This window comes from Brevibacillus fulvus (genome assembly GCF_016908525.1).
Lineage (GTDB): Bacteria > Bacillota > Bacilli > Brevibacillales > Brevibacillaceae > Brevibacillus_G > Brevibacillus_G fulvus.
This window is the reverse complement of sequence record NZ_JAFBEB010000003.1, coordinates 304,394-325,908: the sequence shown is the minus strand read 5'-3', so window position 1 is coordinate 325,908 and position 21,515 is coordinate 304,394. Positions and strand designations below refer to the sequence as shown.

Sequence of the window (21,515 nt, the reverse complement as noted above, 5' to 3'; positions counted from 1 at the left end):
AATACACTATCCGGTATTAGCATAAGTTTCCCTATGTTATCCCGGTCTTACGGGCAGGTTGCCTACGTGTTACTCACCCGTCCGCCGCTAGGGTCTTAAAGACCCTCGCTCGACTTGCATGTATTAGGCACGCCGCCAGCGTTCGTCCTGAGCCAGGATCAAACTCTCCAATAAAGTTAAGTGTTGATCTTTGGTTCAAAAAGAAATTGCTTGGCTTGTGATTTGATCACTTCAAACGTTTCGCTGTTCAGTTTTCAAAGAACATTTTTAAACGATCGCCCAGAAGCGACTTTTTTAATTTACCACACTTTCACACATAATTTCAAGTGGTAAATTTCAGTATTTCACTCGTTGTTTCGTTCAATATCGAATCAACGTTAATTAATATAGCACATCAATCAAAAAGATGTCAATGCTTTTTCTGCATTTTTTTAATCAGACAATAAATATGCCTTCTCACTATAATCTCCAGCACCTGATAAAATGATCTCCTGAACCAACGATCGTTTTACCATTTTATCCAATAACAAATGAAGTTCGATCCCGCTTCCGTCAATTTGCGGGAGTCGAAACAACTCGGAGAGCAGCCAAGGTTTGTTCCGTGTACCGAGAATATCTATAATATATTGTGAACTTGGCTCCAATTTCGCCAACAAGCCGACCTCAATGGGGATCATCAGCAGTTCGATCCTTTTGGCCAAAGGCTCGTTGCCGATAACCAGTTCCTCATACAATTTATAGACCGCGGAGTCGAACTGCTTGATTTGCATCCAAACCGAATGATCGGGATATTCATTCATCTCATAAGCAACCAACCTTGCCCAGCGGCGAAGAGATTGCTGCAATGACAAAAAGCAATCAAGAATATGACCTTTGCGAAATAATTCTTTCGCTTCGGTAAAAAACCGCAAAAACAGCGAATATTCTTTGCATATTTGCAGTTTTTGCAGATGAGACGGCAGTTTGAGCAGCTGTTCCCGCTTCCTTTTCATATAATCGCCATCGTCATGAACAATACGAGCAGAGGCGAACAATCTTGCCATCTGTTCATCTAATCCATGCATGGCCCACCTTTCAATTTGCCATCGGCTAAACCGATGCTCGACAATCGGGCATCCCGCGAACACAAAATAGTTTGTGCTCCAGTTTGCTCCCGGCCGATCGGAAATAACAAGATAAATCCGGTGCGCCCCATCCGCAAACAAACCATTTTGCTCAGGTTGGGTAATCGCTAAAACAGATAAAACATCTTCACATTTTGCAATATTCTCGATATATGTGTGAACATGCTCCATCGCTCATCCCCCCCGATTCTCGTAAGCTTAAAATTTCTACAGAATCTCTTTGTTTCCTGCTTGTAAACAGAGAAATGGTTCTATGCTATACTGTTGCTCAGGAGGAATGTTCATGAAAAATCTGGACCGTCTAAGCAAGATCAAGCGGTTGCGCACTTGGGGAAACTGGAGTATCGGAATTGGAATTTTGCTGATGTATCTTGGTTACGCTTTCTTTGCCGGTTATTTGGGTCCGTGGCTAAAAGGCCAAGCTTGGTTTATGACCCTCCTGTTGATAATCGGTTTCCTGTTAACGATGGGTGCTACGGTTATTTTCATGGTTTCGGGCATGGTATCAACCACTGCTCCACAAGTAGAATGCCCGGCCTGCAGGAAAGTAACGAAAATGCTTGGCAAAGAAGATGCTTGCATGTTTTGCGGACAACCGCTGCTCCTTGAAGAAGACAGCAGGCAAGGTACCAACGCGTAAGTCAAAAACCCACTCGGACTTTTTGCACCGAGTGGGTTTTTCTTTTTCATGGCTTGCCCGATTTGTTCAACGTTTCCTGAACAGTCTCCCAAATTCCCGACTTTTCATAGCCTCGCCTCCAGGAAGCAACGCCGGCAAGCGCGTATTTATGAACCAATTCGACCCGTTTTTGAATAGAGCCCGCTTCTTCCAGCCACATCTTGTAGGTTGCCCCATCCTGCGGGTCAGTGTAACTCACGAAAAGCTGCCCGCTTTGCTCATCAGGCTGCGCCTTGAGATTGCGCTCCTTCATCCACGCTTCAGCCGTCTCCATGGTCAGTGCCTTGGAGCTTACTTTGATTGTGCCGTCGGACTGTTTCTCTTCTTTCCAAAGCCGCGTGTAATACGGCATGCCCAGGATAAGCTTATCGTTTGGAATTTCCGCCAACACTCCGCGCAGTCCTTCTTCCACCCACGGCAGAGAGGCAACCGATCCGGCTTCCGGGCTGGCAGCGGCATGCTCGTCATAAGTCATGACAATCATATAATCAACGACTTGAGACAGAGCAGGACGATCATAAAAGAGCGACCATCGCTCACTCGTTGATTTGATCGTGACATCCATCGATACTATCAACCCCTGCTCGTGCAAATATGGGGTTAATTCACGAACAAACTGGACAAGATTCTGTTTGTCCTCAAGATAGACGTTTTCAAAATCGAGGTTAATACCGTCAAGATTGTACAAATCAGCATAGTTTAAAATTTGCCCAACCAGTTTTTCACGCAAGCGGAAATCTTTCAACACTGCCTGTGTCCAATCCGGGTTAAACCCGTTGGAAACAAGCCCCCATACCTGATAGCCGCGTTTGTGCGCCCATTCCACATAAGCAGGATCAGCCTTATTGCTCAAAGTCCCTTGTTCATCCTTCAACTCAAACCACGTAGGCGAAATAACATTTAGTCCTGGCATCGCAGGTATATTGGCAAGATTCGGATTTCGGCTGGAAACTTGCTCCCACGTCAAATTAACCTTGCCTTCAAGCGGCTTGATCGGGGCGGCTTTGGCTTGTTCAGGCGTTTGCGGCAGGGTGACTTTTCGAATTTCCTGCAAACGGACAGATTCTTTCGGCAAATAACCGACAATTCCGTCGCTCGTCTCAACTTGATACCAGTTATCCCGCTCACCCAAAATGTCTACCTTCGCTTTGGCGGGCTGCTCAGCGACGATCGGCTGTTTGATCGAAGGACCAAGCCGCATCAATTCCGGCTGGTCTTCATCGGCAATCACTTCACCGCTTTGCACGCTATACCCGTCCTGTTCAACAATCAACATCCCGCTCTCGGTGACACGGACCGTGACCGGATACAACTTTTCCAGCGGGGAAAACGGGACAAAGCGCACGCCGTCTATCTCCTTGACCGGCACGCTCAGGTCAACCGGCGTCCGGTTGAGATATGCCACCACTTTTTCGCTTTCCATTCGCAAAACCTTGTCCTTTGTCGTGACAATGATCGAGTTGCTCGGCTCGTCCCAGAAAATATGGGGGTCGAGATGCTCCTTAATAAAATCAAACGGCAACAGCACTTGCTCGTTCTCTTGCGCGAAAGGCTTTTCGTAGGGCTTGCCTTGAAAAACGATCACCTGTTTTCTTCCTTCATAAGGAGCTACCCGCTCGCCGGAGGGAATTTGCGTGACGACCCACCAACAGATCGGAATAAAGGCAAGCAACAACAAAAACAAGATCATGACCATATACAAGCGCGGGCTCCGTTTGCGCCGCTTGCGTGAGGCCATCCCCAATGGAACATTCATCCACATACCCTCCCATCATCGGAATCACTGCCTGTCGGCTGGGGAGGATGGCATACTTTGTTTCAAATCCAGCAAACCACATCTCGCTTCCACAACCTTCTCCAAAGCTCTCTCTACTCCATCATACTTAATAAACATGACGAAACATGCGTCCAAATTGTTACATCCTTCTGTCAAACAAAAAGCTCCTCCCTGTAACAAACCAGGTTGGAGCTGATCGAAAATATGGCGGCTTTCAATGTTTCTGTTGGCAAGCCTCGCAGATACCGTAAACTTCCATCCGATGCCCGGTAGCCTGAAACCCAATCGACTTGGCAGCGGTTTCGGCATCCTCCAGGTATGGATAATGAAAATCCTGGATGGAACCGCACTTGGTGCAAATGGCGTGATAATGATCCTCGGCGACATTTGCATCAAACCGGCTGGAAGCATCTCCGTACGTCAATTCGCGTACGAGGCCAGCATCTTTAAACACCCGCAGATTATTGTATATCGTTGCCACGCTCATATTAGGAAACTTACCTTCCAACGCTTTGTAAATCTCATCGGCTGTCGGATGAGACATGGTTTCAAGTAAATAAGCTAATATCGCATGACGTTGCGGTGTCATCCTTACTCCTGTATTTTTCAGGATTTCGACCGCCTTTTCCACTCGCTGCGTCATTTTGTCATGCACCTCTCCGTCTACAAAAAACGTTGCTCAAAATAATAATGAGCCTTTTATTAGAATTGTTATAAATAAGTGTACGTCTAGTTAGTAGGCCGTGTCAATAACCATTGTGTGGAAAATATTTAACAATGTGTTCAATTTTGCTCCCAAACAAGCGATTTCTGCTGAATAAACCGGTAAGGTAGCCGAATCACCTGCTCCTGCTTCTGCCAGGCTTTGGGTAACGCATAGCGCGAAAAACCGAACGTTACGCCTTGGCGATCAGCCGCTGCTTGAAAATAGACACCTTCCGTCTCCTTGGAAGCAATATAGATGTACGCCCAGTCCCCGGATCGCTTCCAATCCCGGTATTGCGGATTTTGTTTGTTTTGTTCCACCCAATCTTTGATGTCCGACGGCACCCGCCAATCCGTTACATCGACAGTTTGATAAGGAAGATAAGAGCGAAGCGGATCGTTTGCTCTCTCTTGTTTGGCAATCAGCAATTCCTTGGCAGTCGTCACCATATCCCCTTGCGGATAGTTTTGAACAACTTGCTGTAAATATGCCCGATCCAAACTGTAATAATAAGCCAGCAATAAGGCATCATCCGCCAGAGCGGATTGAGGGTAGCGCTCTGTCAAAGTATGGCAATAACCCAGCAACTGTTCTCCCAACTCGACGCGGCTGGCGTAATAGCGCACTTCTTCCCCATATTCAAGCAACTTGCTGTTGCTGAGAGCAAGAGAATAAAGCGTCTTCGCCGCTGTTTCCGGGTCGGCCACGTTGAGATCGACAGTGGAGAAGGCTTTGATCGCTTGCGAATAGTTGTTAAAGCGACCGATGTAGTCAGCCAAAGTTTCATTGTAATCCATCGTCTTGATTTGTCCAAACCAGAAAAAGCTTTGCCGGCCGCCAAGCCATAAATGATTGTAAAACAGCAGCGGTTCGCGATAAATCAGGGCCGCCAGTTTGTATTGCAGCCTTGCCCGCTCTTCACCAGTCGCATTGGTTGCCTGACTGCGCAAATTGGCCAATTCATTGGCCAACCGTTGCTGCTTGCTGACTTCCTCCCAAAATGGGTAACGTTCGGCACTGCTTGCGACAGTGCTGTTCAGATCAGCAGACAGCAAAGCCGGTTGAAACAGATCTTTCCCTTTATATTGGGCAAGGAATTGTTTCAGCGCCTCGTTGGCTTCTGCATACGCTCCTTGTCGCAAACGTTCCACCGCTTGCGAATAGTCGATCCACGCTTTCGTCCAGGCCGGCAGTTGCACATCGGCAGAATGGACACCACGCCCATCCGCCATTTCTGTATCCAACACATACAAAAATTGGCCAAAGGCGTCATAGGACAGATCGCGATCACCCGATTTTTGCGCCTGCAAAAACCAGTGAAGCGCTTGCGCGAAATTGCCTGTTTGCTGATAACAACGGGCCAGCCGATATGCGGCATCGTCTGCTGCGGGATGCAGGGGAAACTTGTTGAGAAATGCCGTCCACTTTGCAATCGCTTGCACCGGTTGGGCAAAATCCTCGCCGTAAGATTGGTAGGCGTACCAATCCCCTTCCGCTTCTTGATAAAAATAAACTTGTCCGCGAATTTTGCGGTACTCCGCGATCCCTTTGCTTAACATACTGTCGGGATACAGTTCGGCCAACGTCTTTTCTGTTAATCCATCCACCGATACGAGGAACCCGTTCTGCTCCGAACTGGCAATCAACCGCTCGGCTGCTTTCCGGTCACCATGATTGCGTAACAAAAAAGCGTCGATCAGTTGTTCTGTATAGATATCCTTCGTAGACATGGCGATGTCGCGAAGCAAATCGAGGTGATCATCGCCCAACAAAGCCTGAGCGATTTGTCTCTGCTGTTCAACCGACAGCGCTGGGTCATCGTACCATTTGGCCAATAAATCCGCATAATCGGACTTGGCGGAAAGAAAGTTGATGAAGCCCTCCCATTGCGGTTTGTCCCGATAAGGTAAATACCATTGTTCAAGCTGACTGTCGGTGATTTTCTCCCGTTCCGATAAAGTCATCAAAATCGTAAAGGCGCCGTCGGAGCTGGCTTCAGGGAGATAGGAAAGCAGCTGCTGCTCTTTGCCTTGCGGTATTAATTGCAGCAACGTCTCTTGATACAAATAACGATCAGGGATTTCCGATGCTGACAGCCATGTGTACAATGCCGGCAGCAAACTCGGATCATTGAGTCGTTTGGCAAGATTCAGCCAAAAATTCCATTCAATCGCGGGCTCAGTTTGTTCGGCTCCCTCTCGTTCGGCAAGGACCGAACCATTCGTTGAAATGCCTTTGTCTACGACGGCAAGCAATTGCTTGTGATGCTGATCCAATTGCGCTCCCAACTCGGCAGAAATTTGCCACGATTCCCGATACTGCTGAAAGGCGCTTTTGACAAGTGCATCAATTTGTGTGTCCGGCAATTCTGCCGCATATACGGTGGCAGCAGAAAGTTCTCCGGTTGGCCCCTCCCAGACAAAAAGGCCGCTGACTGTGCAGACCAAGGTCAGTATCAGTTGTTTTCTCCCCATCTTAATCCCTCATTTTACGTAAGCTCGTATTGGATATAGTTGTATGACGCACATAGCGGGAAAATGTTTCCGGCAAAAAAGAAAAGACCGTTTCCTATTGTTTAAGGAATAACCGGTCATATAAGTCAGTTGATTGCCGTTTTTTTCGTTTTTTTCAACCCTCGCTGAAATGCGGGACAAGCATCCTGCAGCGGACAGACCGCGCACTGCGGATTTTGCGCCTTGCAGTGGTACCGTCCGAAAAAGATCAGGCGATGGTGGCTGTTCGTCCACTCTGCCTTAGGAATTTTCTTCATTAAGGTTTTTTCGACTTGCAGAGGAGTATCTGTCTCCTCACAAAAGCCCAGCCTTTTGGCGATTCTCTCCACATGGGTATCGACAGCCAGCGCCGGCACGCCAAACCAGGTCGAGACGATGACATTAGCTGTCTTTCGGCCAACCCCCGGCAGCTTGACCAGTTCTTCATGTTTGTCGGGAATTTCTCCGTTATACTGCTCCAGCAGCATCCGGCACAGTTCCTGAATATGCTTTGCTTTGTTTTTGTATAGCCCGATCTGTTTGATGTCTTCTTGCAGTTCTTCCAGAGAGACGGCGAGATAATCCTCCGGTGTTTTATATTTTTCAAAGAGACGCTCCGTAACCTGGTTCACTTTTTTATCGGTGCATTGTGCAGACAACAGGACGGCAATCGTCAATTCAAAAGCATTCCGATGATTCAGTTCACAATGGGCATCGGGAAACATTTCGCTCAATGTTTGCAAAAAACGTTTCGTTGTCAGTTTTTTCATAGCCATCCTCCTGCACGTTTGACTCATGATGTCTCCATTATATACGGTATATGTCGAATGTTTGAAGAGGAAGTTAGCTTCTGCCATTTTGCGGAATTATTTGCATTGCCCGTGATTCCGTTTGCGGAAGGGATCAAACAATAGCTCAAATAACGCGTTATTTATCTTGTTCTGCGTGCAAAAGCGGTTCGTGAATCCCGCTTCTCCAATTTACATAGCGGGCCGCAACAAACAAAAAATCAGACAAGCGATTCAGATAGATGAGCACCAGGCTTGAGATGCTCTCCCGCTCCATCGCTTCCACCAGCCGCCTTTCCGCTCTCCGCACAATCGTACGCTCCAGGTGCAGCGATGCAGCCGCGGAATGCCCGCCGGGAAGAATGAACTGGCGCAGTTCCGGGAGCTGCTCGTCCCAACTGTCAATTTGCCGCTCCAGAAATGCCACATCTTCCTCTTTGATCGGCCAGCCTACTTTTTTTCCAGGGGGAGTGGCTAATTCGGCTCCAACATGAAACAGTTGCGTCTGAATTTTTTCCAGCGATCGTCTAATCTCCACCCATTCCTCTCCCGGCGGTAAAAAAGACAGCGCCAGTCCGATGGCTGAATTCGCCTCATCACAAGTACCGTATACCTCCACGCGGGCATCGTGTTTGGACACGCGCTGGCCATAAACCAAGGACGTTTTCCCTTGATCACCTGTTTTCGTATAAATTTTCACCTGACTCCCCCCGAAATTTTATTTCCCCGGAAATTCGACAAACTTTTACTATAACGCTTCAGCGATGATGATTAATTCCGTACTTTTGGCATCGAATGGTTTGCGATCAAAGGAACCATACCGTTCAACGATTTTAAAGCCATTCAATCTCAGCAGATGATGCAGCTCTGCCGGAAATATGTAACGCAGTGTAAACCGACCGACCACCTTTTCCGTAACAACGCCTTCCGGACTGATCCTTTCATACGTTCTCGTAATTTCCGCCAACTGCTGAAAATGATCGTATCTGGTGTAATCCCACATCGCGATTTCTTCGCCTGATTCGAGCCGATAGCTGCCGCGGAAGGTCATTTTCTCGGCTTCTTCATATAGATGCGCGATATGCGGAACAAAAACATTTAGCGCCAGCTTTCCGCCCGGTGTCAAGTGACGGCGAATACAAGCGAGTGCTTTCATCTGTTCCTGAATATGCAACAAGTGCAAAAAAGAGCGATACGGAATCATAATCAGCGAAAATTGCTGATCCAGGGCAAATTTGCGCATATCGCCTTGCAAAAAGTGAACTTGCTCCAAAACGCCCCGTTCCGCTGCTTTTTGTTTCGCCTTTTGCAACATATCGCCAGAAAGATCAAGGCCGGTCACAGACAGACCGGCCTCAGCCATCGGTATGGTAATCCTGCCGGTGCCACAGGCCAATTCCAGGATGTCTCCGCCGGCAGCTTTCGCCAGTTCGAGAAAAAACTCCACATCTCCCGGAACACCGCGCTGGGTCAAGTCATAATAGTCGGCCCAGCGGTACATATTGTTCGCACTCATCTGGCCACCTCCTACACCATCAATTCAGTTGAATTCAGGTAAGCCAGCACAAGCTTGGCCGTGTTTTCCAGAGAATCCCGATGGGTCCGTTCATGGGAATGGGAAGCATCGACGCCCGGTCCGATCAGACCATGCACGATATCCGCTCCAGCTCTGATCGCCGCGCTGGCATCCGAACCGTAATATGGATAAATATCAACCTGATAGTAGATGTTGTTTTCCTCGGCCAATTTGACCAAATGCTTTCGCAATCCGTAATGGTACGGTCCGGAGGAATCTTTTGCACAGATGGAGACGCAATATTCATCCGTCGTCTGCCCATCCCCAATCGCACCCATGTCTACGGCAAGATATTCGACGACTTCCTCCGGTATGTTGGAATTGCCGCCATAGCCAATTTCTTCATTATTGCTGATCAGAAAATGGGTGGTAAACGGCAGCGTGATGCCGCTTTCGCTGATATGCTTCAACACGCCGAACAAAATGGCGACACTGGCTTTATCATCGATATGACGCGATTTGATAAAGCCGCTTTCCGTAACGGTTACCCGCGGATCAAAAGAGACAAAATCCCCGACCGCGATTCCTAAGGCCAGCACATCTTCCCTGGTTTTGACCTTTTCGTCAATCCGCACTTCCATCAGCTGCTCCGTTCGTTCCAACTTGCCGGCATCTCGTCCGTAGACGTGAACGGAGGCTTTGCTCGTCAGAATTGTACCTGTGTAAATTTTCCCGGCAGCGGTTTCAATCTGGCAATACTCACCTTCAACCGCATTCCAGGCAAATCCGCCGATCATCGCCAGTTTCAGCCGACCGTTTGCCTTGATTTCCTTGACCATCGCTCCCAAGGTGTCTACATGTGCGGTCAACAGGCGATGCCGTTTCGTATCCGTTCCCGGCAAAGACGCCAACAAGGCGCCTTTTCTGGTGCGGACCGTTTCCAAGCCAAGGCGGTGCAACTCTCCTTCCGCCCAGTTGATCACATTCGCTGTATTTCCTGATGGGCTGGGGATGTTGGCAAGTTTGGTAAATGTTTCCACAATATAGTCAATATGCTGCTTCATTTCAGAACCCTCTCCCAAAGCCTTATTGGCCAATTTCTTTGACTGCTTGCAATACCTCCTGAACGTGTCCGGACACTTTCACCTTGTGCCAGATTTTCGCGATCTTCCCTTCCTTGTCAATCAGAAAAGTGGAACGCTCGATCCCCATATACTCTTTGCCATACATTTTCTTTTGTACCCAAACGCCATACTCTTCCGCTACGCGATGATCGGTGTCAGCCAACAAAGGAAAAGGAAGTTCATACTTGGCCGCGAATTTATCATGTGACTTGACATCATCAGGACTGATTCCGAGCACGATCGTATCCAGCTTGCCAAACTCCGGATGAAAATCGCGGAAATCACACGATTCCGTCGTACAGCCGGGCGTCATATCTTTGGGATAAAAGTAAAGAACGACATTTTTCCCGCGCAAATCACGGAGCGAAATCGTCTGATTATTGCTTGCTTGCAAAGTGAAATCTGGTGCAGGTTGTCCTATGTCGACCATTTCAAATCCCTTCTTTCTGCCATGCTATATCTTCATTTTAACACAGGACAATCTTCCGAATACACCATGGCAGCGAGAGAAGCATATAAGTTGCTAATAATATCGTAAAACGATACAATTAATTGAAAAATAGAAGCAAATTATTTTTAATTATAGATGGATGGTGATCTAATGAAAGATTTTTTTGAGGTAACGGATCCTGAAGCGATGAAATGCCTGGCAATACCGGAACGGGTGAAAATCCTGGAATTGTTTGAAGATTCGGAACCTCGCACCGCCAAGCAGATTGCCACCGAATTGGGGGAAAACGCAGCCAGGTTGCATTATCATGTAAAAGAGCTGGTTCGAGTCGGCCTCTTGGAACAGGTCGACACCCGAATCAAAGGCTCCATCGTCGAAAAGTACTACCAACCGATCGCCAAAGTGATTCAAGTCCGCTTGCAACTGATGATCGAAGAAAATTCGCAGGAGATAAGCGACATCATGTTTACTCCGCTGCGGACAACCGAACAGGACCTCATGCGCACTCTTCAACGTTATGCCACCAGCAACGAAGATATGCGAAAAGAATACCAGGACACGTTTGGATACAATCTCGCCGAATTTTATTTAAGCAAAGACGAGCGCAACGAATTTCTCAAAGAGATTCAAGAAGTGATACATAAATACAAATCATTCCCGAAAGCGGAGAACCGTCTGAAATTCAAGTTCTACGACGTCCTGTTTCCCCTTACTCAACCGGAAACCATTCATCTGGAAGAAGAAGAACAAACCAACCAGAACGTATAAGCGAAAAAGGCTTCTGCTTCAATGCGATCACTGAAGCGGAAGCCTTTCTTTGGATCAGCGGCAAGCGGTCCACTTTCAGCCGCCAATTCGCAATTTTGCCGCGATTTTGCTATAAATCGGATAAGCAACGAGCGAAAGCGCCAAACCTTTGATGAGGTTAAAGGGAGCAATCGCGTATAAGATCAACGACCACAAGCTGTCAATGTGCATGCTTTCCAGCATTTGGTCCAAAGGCAAGCGGGACAACGCGGCATAGGCCGGCATCAGGAAATACACGTTGGCCACAGACATCGCGATCGTCATTAAAACGGTGCCGAGAGCCAACCCCAGAACAAATCCGCTTTTCCCTTGTCCCTTCCGTTGCAAAAATACGGCCGACCAAATGAAAATGGTTCCTGCCACAAAGTTTGCCACTTCCCCGACCAGCAAACCATCTGTATTGTGTAACAGCATGTGAAGAGCGTTTTTCAGCAGTTCAATCATCATGCCGGCAACCGGTCCAAACACCAGTCCGCCAATCAGACCGGGCAATGTGCTAAAATCGAGCTTCAAAAATGCAGGGATCACCGGCAATGGAAATTCCAGCATCTGCAGGATCACCCCAACCGCCGCCAACAGCGGAATCGTCACCAGCTTTCTGGTTTGCATCGTCTGTTCTACGTGAATCTCGGTTTGTCTCATCTGTTCCCTCTCCTCTCATTGATCTTCCTTCTGTGAGGAATGGCAACAGTTTCGCATTCGCGCCCAGACGCAAAAAACCCTGAAGACACCAAAGTCTTCAGGGCTTTTTCTCCAAATATGCATAACCTGACGGCAACGAGAAAGCAAGGGTCGCGATCCATAATCATTCGCCCCTGTTTTTCCGCCGCTTGGCATCATTGAAGAGAGCACGTTTGCGAACGTACTGTCGTCATCCTTCTCCCATCCAGACTGTACTGTCGGCTCTGGAATCGCACCAGATCCTGCACTCTGCTTACAAGTAACCAGAGGCTCGCGGGCTTACACTATACATGCAGTGATCACCGCCGGTCGGGAATTTCACCCTGCCCCGAAGGAATGTGAAGTTGTATGTGGCTCATTATACTGCAGCGCAGTTCGTTTTGGCAATAGCTTAGTATTCTGCTTGGTTTTTTGGGCTAGGAACCGGCTCCCTGATATTTGTTGACGCCCCAATTCCAAATCGCCAACCCGATGCCGAAAAAGACGATTCCCATCAGCGGCGTCAACATTGCATAGCCGTAAAGCGTCTTTTTCCCCAGCAAGTAAGCGGCCGGATAGACGCCAACAAACGCAAACGGCAAAATCCAGGTGAGAACAAACCGAATCAATTTGTTATACACATCGACCGGATAGCGCCCATAGTTTTGAATGTTGTAAATCATCGGGGCAATTCCCGTTCGCGAATCGGAAAAGAAACTGATTGCCGCGATCGCGGTATAGACGCCACCGTAAATCAAAGCGCTGCTGAGCACCAATCCGATAAAAATCGGCAGGTCATACCAAGCGAAGTCCAGCTTTAAGCGTACGGCGGCATACCCCATAATGATCAAGCCGGTGATTACGCCAAAAATCCGGTCAGGAGCAATTGACTCCAGGCAAACTTGCGCCAGATTATGCAGCGGCCGCGTCAGGATGCGGTCCATCTCGCCCTTGATAATATACCGCTCATTAAAGTCCCAAAAGCTGAAAAACATGGAAAACAGCGCGTACGGAACCAAAAAGAAACCATAAATAAAAATGATCTCATCCCGGTTCCATTCATTGAGAAACGGGACATGCTGGAATACAACAAGAATAAACACGAGGTTAATCAATTCCGAGACGAGGTTGGAGACCATCTCCCCCAGAAAATCCGCGCGATAGGCAAACCTGGTTTTAAAATATTGGCTGAGATATTGAGCGAACAAGCCAATGATCTCTTTCATCCATCATCCCCCCTGCACGATCATTTTCCGCCGTGCCTGTTGCCACAAAACGGTAATCGGAATCAGAATCACCAGCACCCAGACGATTTGCAGCGCGATCATTTGCAAAGCTCTGGCTTCGCTGACCGCGCCGGTAAAAATAACGCTGGGGTAATAATTGATCGCCTGAAACGGCAGGAACCCCATCACGGTCTGGGCCCATCCCGGAAAGAAACTGATCGGCAAAATCAAGCCAGACAGCAAATCGACAACCACCCGTTTGGAACGCATCATCCCTTCATTGCGAAACAGGAAAAAAGTGATGACGCCGGTGAGCAGGTTAATTTCCGTATTGATCACAAAAGCAAACAACAGACTGAGCAAATAGAGCCCCCACGCTTGCAGCGAAGCGGGAAAGTGAAACGGAATCAAGAAACTGATCAGAATCATTCCCGGGATCGCAAAGAAGAGCATCCGAAAAATCCCCTCGCCCAAAGCTTGAGCGGTTTTGACCGACAAATAATTGTACGGACGGATCATTTCGATGGCGACTCGCCCATCGCGAACTTCCTGCGCAATCTCCTGGTCAATATTATTGAAATAAAAAGCGCGCGACATCCAGGCAATCGCCACATAAGCAGTCATCTGTCCAGCAGAAAGGCCCGCCATCTGCTGCTGTCCGCCGTAAATGGCTCCCCAAAGAAAGTAATACGCTCCGATATTGATCGCGTAAATAATGATTCCGCTGTAATAGTTGACGCGGTAGGCGAGCATCGTTAAAAACCGCATGCGGATCAACTCCGCGTACATCTTACCCATAATGGGACACCTCGACAGGAGCGGAATAAATATTGCGGACAATTTCCTCGGTGCTTGTTTCCATAATTTTCACATCGCTCACCTCGAAAGCAGTCATCACCGTGGACAGCACATAAGGCAGCATTTCGTGGTTTTGCACGATTCTGACCCGAATCGCGTATTCATTTTCCCGCAATAATTCGCACGGCAATTCCGCCAAAGCCGCTTGCAGCTGTTCGATCGTCGTGCGCTGTTTAAATTGGAAGACAACCTCCGTGCCGTTCCCCCATGTCTCTTTCAAATCATGCAGCTGTCCGTCAAAGATCAATTTTCCTTTATCCATGACCAGGACTCGTTTGCAGAGTGCTTCAATGTCGGAAACATCATGGGTCGTCAGCAAAATGGTCATGTTTTCCGTTTCGTTCAGATTGCGCAAAAATTCACGGATTTTCTGTTTGACCAATACATCCAGCCCCACTGTCGGCTCGTCGAGAAACAACAGTTTCGGCTTGTGAATGAGCGAAGCCGCGATTTCGCATCGCATCCGTTGGCCGAGGCTCAGTTTCCGAACCGGCTGACTGACAAACGACCCGATATCCAGCTCCTCAATCAGACGTTCCAGCCATCGCTGTCCTTGCAGTTCATCCACCTTATACACACTGCGCAGCAGTCGAAATGATTCCAGCGGAGATAAATCCCACCACAGCTGAGAGCGTTGTCCGAATACAACGCCAATTGAACGGACATATTCTTCCCTCTGTTTATAAGGAACATAGCCGTTAATCTGCATCTCTCCGCCGCTGGGAGTCAAAATCCCCGTCATCATCTTGATCGTCGTCGATTTGCCCGCGCCGTTCTCGCCAATCAGCGCAAAAATCTCTCCTTCCGCTACTTCAAAAGAGACATCATCGACCGCTTTGACCGTTTTATATTCACGACGAAACAGATCGCGAAATGCACCTGCCAGTCCTGACCGTGCCTGATGGATACGAAACTCTTTTTGCAAGTTTTGTATCTTGATCACATTTTCACATCCCTTTCCCAACCATTTGCGGGTTTACCACTTGAATAGTGTATCCGAGTCTCCAGCAATTTTCAAAAGCAAATGTGCCGAAATCGTTTGGGAATTATGCTAAGATAAGAATTGGACTTTTAAGGAAAAGAGGAATGGCAGTGAAACGGGAAAAATCAGCACAACTTCATGAAGCGGCATTGGAAGTGATCCTCGGGGGGGTCAACAGCCCTTCTCGTTCATTTAAAGCAGTGGGCGGCGGGGCACCTGTCGTCATGGAAAAAGCGCAGGGAGCCTACTTTTGGGACGTCGATGGCAATCGCTACATCGATTTTTTGGCAGCCTACGGTCCGATCATCACCGGACATGCTCATCCCCATATTACGAAAGCGATCACGCGGGCAGCGGAAAACGGAACCTTATATGGCACGCCGACCCCATGGGAAATCGACTTTGCCCGGATGATCCGCGAAGCCATCCCTTCGATGGAACGGATTCGCTTTAACAACTCGGGGACGGAAGCGGTCATGACCTGTATCCGGGTGGCGCGGGCCTATACCGGCCGCAACAAAATCATCAAATTTGCCGGCTGTTACCACGGCCATTCGGATCTGGTGCTGGTTGCCGCCGGCTCCGGTCCATCCACGCTCGGAATTCCGGACAGCGCGGGGATTCCGCAAAGCATCGCCGATGAGGTGATCACGGTTCCGTTTAACGATATCGACGCGTATGCGGAAGCATTGCGCCATTGGGGCCATGAAACAGCCGCGGTTCTCGTCGAGCCGATTGTCGGCAACTTCGGCATTGTGCCGCCAAAACCCGGCTTTTTGGAAGAAGTCAATCGCCTGACCCATGAAGCGGGGGCGCTCGTCGTCTACGATGAGGTGATTACCGCATTCCGTTTTTGCTATGGGGGAGCGCAAAATCTGCTTGGGGTTGAACCGGACCTGACGGCACTGGGCAAAATTATCGGCGGCGGACTGCCGATCGGAGCCTATGGCGGAAAAAAAGAAATCATGGAACAGGTAGCGCCTTTGGGCCCGGCCTATCAGGCGGGTACGATGGCCGGCAATCCGGCCTCGATCTCTGCCGGAATCGCTTGTCTGGAAGTGCTCCAGCAACCGGGGGTTTATGAAGAGTTTGCCCGGCTGGGCGAAATGCTGGAAAACGGCATTAACGAAGCGGCTGTCAAGCATGGGCTAACCATCCAGGTGAACCGGGTCGTCGGAGCGTTGGCCGTTTACTTTACAGCCGGACCGGTCACCGATTATGACTCGGCGCAAAAATCAGACAGCGAACTGTTTGCCCGGTTTTTCCGGTACATGCTGGATGAAGGAATCTGCCTGGCCCCTTCCAAATATGAAGCCTGGTTTATCACGACAGCCCATACAGAAGCCGATATTGTGGAAACGTTGGCTGCCGTCGACCGTTCCTTCGCCAAACTGGCTCAAAACTAAGCACTTTCTCCTTTGACCGCAAAAAAAATCCACTGTTCGCCTTCCTCCGGCTGACAGTGGATTTTTTTGCACAAAAGGACACCAGCCTTTTTTAACTGTTACCGTTTTTCGCTCTTGCCATTTTTCTTTGACTTCATAAAATAGTATTCTCGGTGAATTTTTATACATTTATCCAGCAAGTTCATGAACCAATAACCTATAGAAATCAGCTTTTTTCATATGTTACTGGAAAATTGTAAAATTCACAAAACTTATATTGTTTCACAGCTTTTTTCGTGATATTCTATTCATACTTTTATTGAAAGAACTTTCCGATAATTCAAGAGGAGGTGGAGGGTCAGTCATTCTGGCCACTGTATATGCAGAGAAAGAAAGAGCAACAGGAAAGTATTGAACAATTCCACCACTACCATAGAACCGAACATGACAGTTGTGGAATTATTTGTATTATTGAAAAATCCGGAACAGGCACACGCAAAAACCTTGATGAAACGATTCGCGCCTTGATCCAGATGGAGCATCGTTCCGGCTTCATTGACGGAGAAGGCGATGGTTGCGGCGTGTTGACCGATATTCCCCGCGATTTGTGGGCTGCTTACCTGGCTGAAGCAGGGCAAGACAAACAACTGGCCTATTCGCCCTATTTCGCCGTCGCTCATCTGTTCGTTCCGCGCAGCGGTCATGACGAAGAAACGGTGAAAGCGGAGATTCGCGCTATGTTTGCCCGCTATCGTCTGAATATTTTAGTAGAGCGCCAAAATCAGGTGAACTCTGCTGTCCTGGGAAAGAACGGGTTGCGTGACGAACCTACCTTCTGGCAAATCGCCGTACTGCCGGCAGAATCTGAAAACGTTTCAAAAGAAGACTACTCCCGCAATCTGTTTGCGCTTCATGTAGAGATCGAGCAGCGCTTCCATGTCCATGTGGCTTCCCTGAGCATGTATACGGTTTCCTATAAGGTGATGGGCGCGGCCAATATTTTACCGCTTTACTTTAATGATTTAGCGAGCCAAATTTTCCGCTCTTCGGCAACAATTGGCCATAATCGCTATTCTACCAATACCCTGTCCAACTTCTTCCGCGTTCAGCCCTTCTCTTTGCTCGGACACAATGGTGAAATCAACACCATCAGCAAATTGGAAGAAGAAGCGGCGATGCTCGGCGTGCCATTGGTAGATGGCGGCAGCGATTCGCAAAACTTGAACCGTACGATTGAAACGTTTATTCATAAATACGGTCTTTCCTTGTTCGAAGCAATGGAAGTGGTCTTCCCGCCGATTCACCATGAGATGAAAGGATTTCAAGCAGAATTGCAGGATCTTTACACATACTTGCGACAGGCATGGGGGCACTTCGCCCAAGGGCCGGCCGGCATCGTCTCCCGTTACGGCAACGAGTGCGTGTTCAGTGTCGACTCATTGGGATTGCGCCCGCTCTGGATGGTGGAGAGCGCCGCTTCTCTCTACTTTTCTTCCGAACAAGGCGTAATTCCCGTGTCGGAAATGGTAAGCGAGCCAAAATCAATTGCCCCTGGAGAAAAAATCGGCGTGATCCTTCATCACGATAAACCAGCGCAGGTGATTTATCATAACGAGCTGCAGCAGATCGTCTTGCAACGCTTCACGGACAAAGTCAGCTTCCATGGCGCTCGCCAGCATCTGTTCTTCGATTACAAAGTCGAACCGGCAGCCAGTGAGCCGGATACCGCTGTCCCTACTTCATCCGTATACAGCGCATTCGGCTGGGATCGCGAGCAAATCCAGCTGATCGAACAAATGTCCAGCAATGGCGCGGAACCGATCCGCTCGCTGGGCCATGACGGACCGCTCGCCGCGTTGAGCAAAGAACGGCAAAACTTGGCCGATTTTATCAAAGAAAGCGTGGCTGTCGTCACCAATCCGGCGATTGACCGCGACCGGGAAATTGAACATTTCTCCACTCGCGTCGTGATTGGCCCGCGGGTGCCGCTCAACGCTGCGGAAACGACAGGACCTCGCATCGAGCTGCCGTCCCCTTTGTTGCTGGAAGGACAATCGCTGCAAGCAGTCGCCGGCGAGCTGGGCACGCTTTCACTGGAACAGTTGATTCATGTATTCCACAACAATCCGTCCAGCATTGCGGTTTTATCGACGCATTTTACCGAGGAAGAAGGGTTGAAAGACGGGTTGGACCGTTTGCGCAGAACGGCAGTCCAGGCCGTGGAAAACGGGGCGGCGCTGGTGATCCTTGACGACACGGAGACTCATCAGGCAGGGAAATACTGGATTGACCCGCTGCTGGCTGTGGCGCAAGTCGATCAGGCGCTGAAGGCGCAAACCTCGCAGCAAGCGAATCTGCGCAGACAGTGCAGCATCGTCTTGCGCTCCGGAGCAATCCGCTCCTTGCACGACCTCGCTTTGGCATTGGGCGTTGGCGCGGACGCGGTATCGCCGTACGTCGCATTCGCCACTGCTTTTGCCAAAGGGGAAGCAAAAGGAGCGAGCAATCTTTACAGCGCTCTGAACAAAGGGTTGGAAAAAGTGATTTCCACGATCGGAATTCACGAACTTCGCGGTTACGGACGGCTGTTTTCTGCGATCGGCCTGCACAAAGAAGTGGCAGATTTGCTTTCGATCGTCAATTTCCTCGGTTCTGACAAAGCCGGAACTTCTCTCGCCGATTTGCAGTACGACAGCATGAAACGCCACAGCGACTACGCCAGCGATTCGGCCCGGGAAGCGAAAACGTTCCACATTTTCCCGAGGATCTGGAAATCGATCGGCCAAATTGCCGCCGGGGAAATTCCTTATAGTGACTATGCCGCCAAACTGGAAGAAAACGAACGGGAAAATCCGATTGCAATTCGCCACGTCGCCGATTTCGTCTTTGCCCAAAAACCGGAAGAAGTCGATCCGGCCAACGTCGATTTGTCCGTTGGCGAACATTCCTTGCCGTTCTTGATTTCCTCCATGTCTTTTGGTTCGCAAAATGAAACGGCGTTCCGCGCTTATCCGGAAGCGGCCGATCAGCTGAATATGATTTGTATGAACGGTGAAGGCGGCGAAATTAAGGATATGCTGGGCAAATATCCGCGGACACGCGGTTTGCAAATCGCTTCCGGCCGTTTCGGGGTGAATATCGAGCTGGCCAATTCCGCGAATTTGCTGGAGATCAAGATTGGGCAGGGCGCAAAACCGGGAGAAGGCGGCCATCTGCCGGGTTCAAAAGTAACCGCCAAAATTGCCGCCGCCCGCAATGCGACGATCGGATCTGACTTGATTTCACCTTCAAACAACCACGATATTTATTCCATTGAAGATTTGGCGCAAATGATTACGGAATTAAAAACCGCCAACAGTCAGGCGAAAGTGTGCGTCAAAGTGCCGATTGTCCCCAATATCGGAACGATTGCCGTCGGTATCGCCAAAGCCGGCGCCGACTACATTGCCCTCTCCGGATTTGACGGCGGGACGGGTGCTGCGCGGGTTCATGCCTTGCAATATGTCGGCCTGCCGGCGGAAATCGGCGTGAAAGCTGCGCATAACGCCCTGTTGGAAGCAGGCTTGCGCGATAAAGTCGAGCTTTGGGCAGATGGCGGGGTCAAAAGTGCAGCGGATGTAGTCAAATTGATGCTGCTTGGCGCCAATCGGATCGGTTTTGCGACATTGGCGATGATCGCTGTCGGTTGTACGACTTGCCGGGGATGCCACCTTGACACTTGTCACGTTGGAATTGCCACCCAGATTGACTCTCTGGAAGAAGCGCAGGAAAAAGGCTTGCGCCGCTTTGTTCCTCGTCAGTTTGACCTGGCAGTCAACGGCTTGAAAACATTCTTCCGTCTGTTTGGCGAGGAAGTCGCTCGGCTGACCGCTGCCCTCGGTTTTAGCAAAGCGCAGGATTTGGTCGGACGCTCTGATCTGCTCGTACAAGCGCGCGCTTTTGAGAAAATTGACTTGTCGGCCATGCTTGCCGTCCATCCATTGTTCAACGAAGCCGAGCGTCAAAAACACGCGGAAGAACGGGTGCTGGTTGCTGCCGGCGTAGCCGATGAGGCTGCGGCCAATCCATACTTCAGTGCGGACCGCCCCATTCAGCAGACTTTCACTTCCGTTCTCTCCGGGGAACGAGTGTTGGGCAGCCGGTGGTCGGGCGCACGGGTCAAAGATTATTTGGACGGAAGCTACGCGAAGCTGCCTGAGGTCTCCCTCCAGTTTACCGGTGGAAGTGTTCCGGGGAATGGTCTGGCTGCCTACAATGCCCAAGGCGTGAATATCCGCGTGGAAGGTGGAGCGCAGGACGGCGTAGGAAAAACCGGATTTGGCGGACGCGTCGCCATTCTCAAATCTAAAGGGGCAACCGGCCAATATATTAACGGTTCTGTCGGCAAAAGCTTCTGTTACGGTGCGCAAAAGGGCCTTTATATCGTTCAAGGAAACGCCGACTCACGCGCTTGCATCCGCCTCTCCGGCGCCGATGTCGTCTTTGGCGGAGAAATTACTGAACCGCTGCGTGATGAGTTGGGAGGTATCGGCTCCCGCGCCAATTTGAAAGGCTTTGCCTTTGAATATATGACCAATGGCCGGGCGGTTGTGCTTGGCGATCCGGGTCCGTGGATTTGCGCCGGGATGACGGGCGGTGTCGTTTACATCCGTCTGCAGCCGGAGCTGGGCTTCGATCGCGCCGCTTTGGAAAGACGGATCGCCAAAGGAGCAAAGGTGTTCCTCTACAATCTCGATCCACAAGGGGAAGCGGATGTCCGCGAACTGCTCTCCGCCTACAAGGAAGAATTGTTGAACACGGAACAATATGAAACAGCGGCAAAAATCCAAAAATTGATCGATGAGCCTGCCGCTCACTTCATTATGATCAGTCCGAAAAAAGAACAAGCGGACCCGTCCGTTTCGACCGAGTAACACGACGATTGTCTCAGCAGAAGCTCG

At 49.5% G+C, this 21,515-nt stretch carries 17 protein-coding genes, 1 rRNA gene and 1 riboswitch; of the genes, 4 read left to right on the top strand and 14 right to left on the bottom strand.

Annotated elements, in window-relative coordinates:
- Together JOD01_RS07020 and JOD01_RS07015 are read right to left on the bottom strand one after the other, a co-directional pair.
- Positions 1-174, bottom strand: a 16S ribosomal RNA gene (locus JOD01_RS07020); the annotation flags it as partial.
- A 257-nt stretch (positions 175-431) separates the two neighbouring features.
- Positions 432-1,295, bottom strand: coding sequence for a nucleotidyltransferase-like protein (locus JOD01_RS07015; RefSeq protein WP_204517547.1), 864 nt, complete (start codon positions 1,293-1,295; stop codon positions 432-434).
- A 112-nt stretch (positions 1,296-1,407) separates the two neighbouring features.
- Between JOD01_RS07015 and JOD01_RS07010 the strand changes: the two genes are divergently transcribed.
- Positions 1,408-1,764, top strand: coding sequence for a DUF2614 family zinc ribbon-containing protein (locus JOD01_RS07010; RefSeq protein WP_204517546.1), 357 nt, complete (start codon positions 1,408-1,410; stop codon positions 1,762-1,764).
- A 46-nt stretch (positions 1,765-1,810) separates the two neighbouring features.
- Here the strand turns inward: JOD01_RS07010 and JOD01_RS07005 are convergent, their stop codons facing one another.
- From JOD01_RS07005 to bcp, 8 genes are all read right to left on the bottom strand, one after another.
- Positions 1,811-3,559 (bottom strand): glycosyl hydrolase family 18 protein, encoded by a 1,749-nt coding sequence (locus JOD01_RS07005; RefSeq protein WP_204517545.1) that lies wholly within the window; start codon positions 3,557-3,559, stop codon positions 1,811-1,813.
- 235 nt (positions 3,560-3,794) lie between these two features.
- Complete coding sequence (gene perR / locus JOD01_RS07000; protein WP_204517544.1) at positions 3,795-4,223, bottom strand: peroxide-responsive transcriptional repressor PerR; 429 nt, start codon at positions 4,221-4,223, stop codon at positions 3,795-3,797.
- Positions 4,224-4,363: 140 nt separating this feature from the next.
- Positions 4,364-6,760 carry a tetratricopeptide repeat protein gene (locus JOD01_RS06995; protein WP_204517543.1) on the bottom strand — a complete coding sequence of 799 codons (2,397 nt, stop codon included), beginning with the start codon at positions 6,758-6,760 and terminating at the stop codon, positions 4,364-4,366.
- A 125-nt stretch (positions 6,761-6,885) separates the two neighbouring features.
- Positions 6,886-7,548: an endonuclease III gene (nth, locus tag JOD01_RS06990; protein ID WP_204517542.1), complete on the bottom strand. Its 663-nt coding sequence runs from the start codon at positions 7,546-7,548 to the stop codon at positions 6,886-6,888.
- 157 nt (positions 7,549-7,705) lie between these two features.
- On the bottom strand, positions 7,706-8,266 hold the full coding sequence (locus JOD01_RS06985; RefSeq protein WP_204517541.1) for a cob(I)yrinic acid a,c-diamide adenosyltransferase: 561 nt from the start codon (positions 8,264-8,266) through the stop codon (positions 7,706-7,708).
- 48 nt (positions 8,267-8,314) lie between these two features.
- A complete protein-coding gene (locus JOD01_RS06980) occupies positions 8,315-9,082 on the bottom strand; it encodes a class I SAM-dependent methyltransferase (RefSeq protein WP_239565255.1) in 768 nt (255 codons plus the stop codon).
- Between the two features lie 11 nt (positions 9,083-9,093).
- Positions 9,094-10,146, bottom strand: a complete 1,053-nt coding sequence (locus tag JOD01_RS06975; RefSeq protein WP_204517540.1) for a M42 family metallopeptidase — start codon at positions 10,144-10,146, stop codon at positions 9,094-9,096.
- Between the two features lie 22 nt (positions 10,147-10,168).
- Positions 10,169-10,636, bottom strand: a complete 468-nt coding sequence (bcp, locus tag JOD01_RS06970) for a thioredoxin-dependent thiol peroxidase (RefSeq protein ID WP_204517539.1) — start codon at positions 10,634-10,636, stop codon at positions 10,169-10,171.
- A gap of 171 nt (positions 10,637-10,807) precedes the next feature.
- On the opposite strand from bcp, the gene JOD01_RS06965 reads away from it, so the two are divergent.
- Positions 10,808-11,425, top strand: coding sequence for a winged helix-turn-helix domain-containing protein (locus JOD01_RS06965; protein WP_204517538.1), 618 nt, complete (start codon positions 10,808-10,810; stop codon positions 11,423-11,425).
- 75 nt (positions 11,426-11,500) lie between these two features.
- Here JOD01_RS06965 and JOD01_RS06960 read toward each other — a convergent pair whose 3' ends face one another.
- The 4 genes from JOD01_RS06960 to JOD01_RS06945 form a co-directional block, all read right to left on the bottom strand.
- A complete protein-coding gene (locus JOD01_RS06960; RefSeq protein WP_204517537.1) occupies positions 11,501-12,106 on the bottom strand; it encodes an ECF transporter S component in 606 nt (201 codons plus the stop codon).
- Positions 12,107-12,334: 228 nt separating this feature from the next.
- Positions 12,335-12,485: riboswitch (FMN riboswitch) on the bottom strand.
- Between the two features lie 76 nt (positions 12,486-12,561).
- A complete protein-coding gene (locus JOD01_RS06955) occupies positions 12,562-13,350 on the bottom strand; it encodes an ABC transporter permease (RefSeq protein ID WP_204517536.1) in 789 nt (262 codons plus the stop codon).
- 3 nt (positions 13,351-13,353) lie between these two features.
- On the bottom strand, positions 13,354-14,148 hold the full coding sequence (locus JOD01_RS06950; RefSeq protein WP_204517535.1) for an ABC transporter permease: 795 nt from the start codon (positions 14,146-14,148) through the stop codon (positions 13,354-13,356).
- Positions 14,141-15,151 carry an ATP-binding cassette domain-containing protein gene (locus JOD01_RS06945; RefSeq protein WP_204517534.1) on the bottom strand — a complete coding sequence of 337 codons (1,011 nt, stop codon included), beginning with the start codon at positions 15,149-15,151 and terminating at the stop codon, positions 14,141-14,143. Before JOD01_RS06945 ends, JOD01_RS06950 begins: the two co-directional genes overlap by 8 nt.
- Before the next feature lie 143 nt (positions 15,152-15,294).
- On the opposite strand from JOD01_RS06945, the gene JOD01_RS06940 reads away from it, so the two are divergent.
- Both JOD01_RS06940 and JOD01_RS06935 read left to right on the top strand, forming a co-directional pair.
- Positions 15,295-16,596, top strand: coding sequence for a glutamate-1-semialdehyde 2,1-aminomutase (locus JOD01_RS06940; RefSeq protein WP_204517533.1), 1,302 nt, complete (start codon positions 15,295-15,297; stop codon positions 16,594-16,596).
- A gap of 359 nt (positions 16,597-16,955) precedes the next feature.
- Positions 16,956-21,488, top strand: coding sequence for a glutamate synthase-related protein (locus tag JOD01_RS06935; protein ID WP_204517561.1), 4,533 nt, complete (start codon positions 16,956-16,958; stop codon positions 21,486-21,488).
- Positions 21,489-21,515: the final 27 nt, after the last annotated feature.

What these genes read in the sequence shown, in the direction of transcription:
- JOD01_RS07015 (WP_204517547.1), bottom strand. Translation starts at nt 1,295, where the DNA reads ATGGAGCATGTTCACACATATATCGAGAATATTGCAAAATGTGAAGAT.
- JOD01_RS07010 (WP_204517546.1), top strand. Translation starts at nt 1,408, where the DNA reads ATGAAAAATCTGGACCGTCTAAGCAAGATCAAGCGGTTGCGCACTTGG.
- JOD01_RS07005 (WP_204517545.1), bottom strand. Translation starts at nt 3,559, where the DNA reads ATGAATGTTCCATTGGGGATGGCCTCACGCAAGCGGCGCAAACGGAGC.
- perR (WP_204517544.1), bottom strand. Translation starts at nt 4,223, where the DNA reads ATGACGCAGCGAGTGGAAAAGGCGGTCGAAATCCTGAAAAATACAGGA.
- JOD01_RS06995 (WP_204517543.1), bottom strand. Translation starts at nt 6,760, where the DNA reads ATGGGGAGAAAACAACTGATACTGACCTTGGTCTGCACAGTCAGCGGC.
- nth (WP_204517542.1), bottom strand. Translation starts at nt 7,548, where the DNA reads ATGAAAAAACTGACAACGAAACGTTTTTTGCAAACATTGAGCGAAATG.
- JOD01_RS06980 (WP_239565255.1), bottom strand. Translation starts at nt 9,082, where the DNA reads ATGAGTGCGAACAATATGTACCGCTGGGCCGACTATTATGACTTGACC.
- JOD01_RS06975 (WP_204517540.1), bottom strand. Translation starts at nt 10,146, where the DNA reads ATGAAGCAGCATATTGACTATATTGTGGAAACATTTACCAAACTTGCC.
- bcp (WP_204517539.1), bottom strand. Translation starts at nt 10,636, where the DNA reads ATGGTCGACATAGGACAACCTGCACCAGATTTCACTTTGCAAGCAAGC.
- JOD01_RS06965 (WP_204517538.1), top strand. Translation starts at nt 10,808, where the DNA reads ATGAAAGATTTTTTTGAGGTAACGGATCCTGAAGCGATGAAATGCCTG.
- JOD01_RS06960 (WP_204517537.1), bottom strand. Translation starts at nt 12,106, where the DNA reads ATGAGACAAACCGAGATTCACGTAGAACAGACGATGCAAACCAGAAAG.
- JOD01_RS06955 (WP_204517536.1), bottom strand. Translation starts at nt 13,350, where the DNA reads ATGAAAGAGATCATTGGCTTGTTCGCTCAATATCTCAGCCAATATTTT.
- JOD01_RS06950 (WP_204517535.1), bottom strand. Translation starts at nt 14,148, where the DNA reads ATGGGTAAGATGTACGCGGAGTTGATCCGCATGCGGTTTTTAACGATG.
- JOD01_RS06940 (WP_204517533.1), top strand. Translation starts at nt 15,295, where the DNA reads ATGGCAGTGAAACGGGAAAAATCAGCACAACTTCATGAAGCGGCATTG.
- JOD01_RS06935 (WP_204517561.1), top strand. Translation starts at nt 16,956, where the DNA reads ATGCAGAGAAAGAAAGAGCAACAGGAAAGTATTGAACAATTCCACCAC.